Origin of the sequence: Promicromonospora sp. NPDC060271, from assembly GCF_042726755.1 — a bacterium.
Taxonomy (GTDB): Bacteria; Actinomycetota; Actinomycetes; order Actinomycetales; family Cellulomonadaceae; genus Promicromonospora.
This window is the reverse complement of record NZ_JBHXBG010000302.1, coordinates 1-2,694: the sequence shown is the minus strand read 5'-3', so window position 1 is coordinate 2,694 and position 2,694 is coordinate 1. Positions and strand designations below refer to the sequence as shown.

At 71.6% G+C, this 2,694-nt stretch carries 4 protein-coding genes; 3 read left to right on the top strand and 1 reads right to left on the bottom strand.

What is annotated here, in order from left to right:
• Positions 1-100: 100 nt before the first annotated feature.
• Positions 101-682 (bottom strand): hypothetical protein, encoded by a 582-nt coding sequence (locus tag ACFWE2_RS25170; RefSeq protein WP_377226940.1) that lies wholly within the window; start codon positions 680-682, stop codon positions 101-103.
• A gap of 23 nt (positions 683-705) precedes the next feature.
• Between ACFWE2_RS25170 and ACFWE2_RS25165 the strand changes: the two genes are divergently transcribed.
• The 3 genes from ACFWE2_RS25165 (at position 706) to ACFWE2_RS25155 (ending at position 2,604) form a co-directional block, all read left to right on the top strand.
• The gene (locus ACFWE2_RS25165; RefSeq protein WP_377226939.1) at positions 706-1,179 is read left to right on the top strand and encodes a TetR/AcrR family transcriptional regulator; all 474 of its coding nucleotides are present in this window, start codon (positions 706-708) and stop codon (positions 1,177-1,179) included.
• 69 nt (positions 1,180-1,248) lie between these two features.
• Positions 1,249-1,731: a VOC family protein gene (locus ACFWE2_RS25160; RefSeq protein WP_377226938.1), complete on the top strand. Its 483-nt coding sequence runs from the start codon at positions 1,249-1,251 to the stop codon at positions 1,729-1,731.
• 48 nt (positions 1,732-1,779) lie between these two features.
• Positions 1,780-2,604, top strand: a complete 825-nt coding sequence (locus ACFWE2_RS25155) for an exodeoxyribonuclease III (protein ID WP_377226937.1) — start codon at positions 1,780-1,782, stop codon at positions 2,602-2,604.
• The last annotated feature ends 90 nt before the right edge of the window (positions 2,605-2,694 follow it).

The window sequence follows — 2,694 nt, the reverse complement described above, 5'->3', positions numbered from 1 at the left end:
GCGTGGGACCGGCCGCACGCCGCCGGACCCGGCCGGGGATCAGCAGGCGGTCGCGGCCAAGAACCGCGCGTCCTTGGCAGCAACCGCATGGTCGGCCGGCTCAGGCGGTCGCCGCCTGCCGCGCAGGAGCCAGCAGGCTGAGTGCGAGGCCGGCGACGCCCGCCGCCAGCACGATCAGCCCCGCCTGGAGCACGGCCTCGGGGACGAACGCCCGTAGCGCGACGGGTATCGCGCCCGCGCCGTACATGAGCAGAGCCCATCGGGGCGCCTCCCGCCAGAGGGCGACAACGAGCAGGACCGACCCGGCGAGGAACGCCAGGGAGGCGATCGTGAAGGCCACGCCGAGCGGACCGGCGCGGAGGGCGGCGATCGTCGTCGGGTCCAGGTGCGCGAAGACGAGGTTGATGACGACCTCGACGCCGACGAGACCGGCGAACACGACGACGTTCGCGACGACCGCGCCCAGCCGGAGGGCGCTCGGTCCGCGCGACCGGCCGAGCAGCCCGAGGACCAGGACGATCCCCGCGAGCTGCGCCACGGGCGCGACGAGCTGGGTGAGATCGGTCGTGGGCAGGAGACCGATCCGTTTGGCGGTGTTCACCAGCAGGACCACGGCCGTGACGGCGCCGGCGATCCCGGCGGTGCGGAGGAACCATGCCTGCTCATAACGAGTGTTATTCATAACGACCGTTATAGGGTGTTCGCATGCCACGGTCCAGCGCTGCTGCGGAAAGTTCCCCGACCGTTACCCGGCGCCTCCTGACGGGCACGCTGGAACTCATCGGGTCCGACGGCGGTACCAACCTGTCCGTGCGCCGGCTCGCCGAGGCCTCCGGACGGTCCACGATGTGCGTGTACACGTACTTCGGCGGGCGAGGGTCGCTGCTGGCCGCGGCGCACAAGGAGGCGAGTCAGGAGCTGCTCGACGCGGTGGGCGGGCACGAGCCGGGTCCCGCGCGTGCCCACGCCGCGGCGGCGTGGATGAACGCGCGTCCGCTGCTCGCGCTGTGGCTCTTCACGGTGACCGATCCGCCGGAGGTGGCGGCCTGCCGGACCGAGCTCACGGCACGCGCACGGGCCGCGCTGGACGGGCAGCCGGGCACCATGCGGCTCGGCGAGATGGTCGGGCAGCTCGTGCTGGACGGGCACGTCGCCGTCGACGAGGCCGCGGTGCGATGAGTTTTCGGCGGTCGCCGGGTCGGAGCAGGTGAAGGGGCCGACGACGGTCCCCCAACCCTGGAGGACACGATGGCCACCGTTCGAGCGCATCTCTGGTTCGGGAACAACAAGGCCGGCGAGGCGGCCGCGTTCTACGCGGAGCACATCCCCGGCTCGTCGGTGGACAACGTCGTCAAGGCGCCCAAGGACGCGCCAGGCGCCGAGCCGGGCACCGACTTCGTCGTCGAGTTCACGGTGGGCGGGCTTCCCGTGACCGGGCTGAACGCAGGCCCGCACTTCACGCTGAACGAGTCGTTCTCGTTCTACCTGTCCGTCGAGGGCCAGGAGGAGGTCGACCACTACTGGGACCTCCTGACCGCCGACGGTGGTGAGCCCGGCGCCTGCGGCTGGTGCAAGGACAAGTTCGGAGTCTCGTGGCAGGTCATCCCCAAGGAGCTCGAGCGGCTGTCGGGCACCTACTCGACCCCGGCCGAGATCGCCACGATGAACGCGATGCTCAAGATGGGCAAGATCGACGTCGCCGCGCTGCAGGCGGCGTACGACGGGGCCTGATCTGGCGGGGCGACAGCCGATGTCAGAGGCGCCAGCTACGCTTCCCGGGTGCCTCTGATCGTCGCCACAGCCAATGTCAACGGGATCCGTGCCGCCGTCCGCCGCGGCATGGACTCGTGGATCACCACCCGAACGCCTGACGTGCTGCTGCTGCAGGAGGTGCGCGCCCCCGACAAGGTGGTCCGCGAGCTGCTCGACGGCTGGCACGTCGCGCACACCGAGTGCGAGGTCAAGGGGCGCGCCGGGGTGCTCGTCGCGTCCCGGCTGCCGCTCGGCGAGGTGCGCACCGGCCTGGCCGCCTACGGGCCGGACGGCGAGGTCGAGGCCGGCGGCGACACCGGCCGCTGGATCGAGGCGGACATCGAGCTGCCCGACGGCGGGACGTTCACCGCCGTCTCCGCCTACCTGCACTCCGGGTCCACGAACCCGGGCCAGGAACACACGATGGTGGCCAAGTACGCCTACCTGGAGAAGGTCACGGCGCGCCTGGCGGAGCTCTCGACGGCGCAGGCCCCGGCAGTGGTGGCGGGCGACCTCAACATCGCCCACCAGAACGTGGACATCAAGAACTGGAAGGGCAACCTGAAGAGCGCGGGCTTCCTGCCCGAGGAGCGGGCCTACGTGACCCGCTGGCTCGACGAGCACGGCTGGGCCGACCTCGGGCGGGTGCACGCGGGCGACGGCCCCGGTCCGTACACGTGGTGGTCGTGGCGTGGTGCGGCGTTCGACAACGACTCCGGCTGGCGCATCGACTACCAGCTCGCGAACCCGGCGCTCGCGGGCGCGTGCCGCAAGATCGAGGTCGACCGCGCGCCCACCTACGCGGAGCGCTGGAGCGACCACGCCCCGCTGGTTGCCACCTACGAGCTCTGAACCGCCCGCGGGTCCGCCGGGAGGCTGCGCCGCCCCCTTCCGCGGCTTCGGTCCCTTGCGCTGAGATCGGTCGGTTGATCGACCGATCTC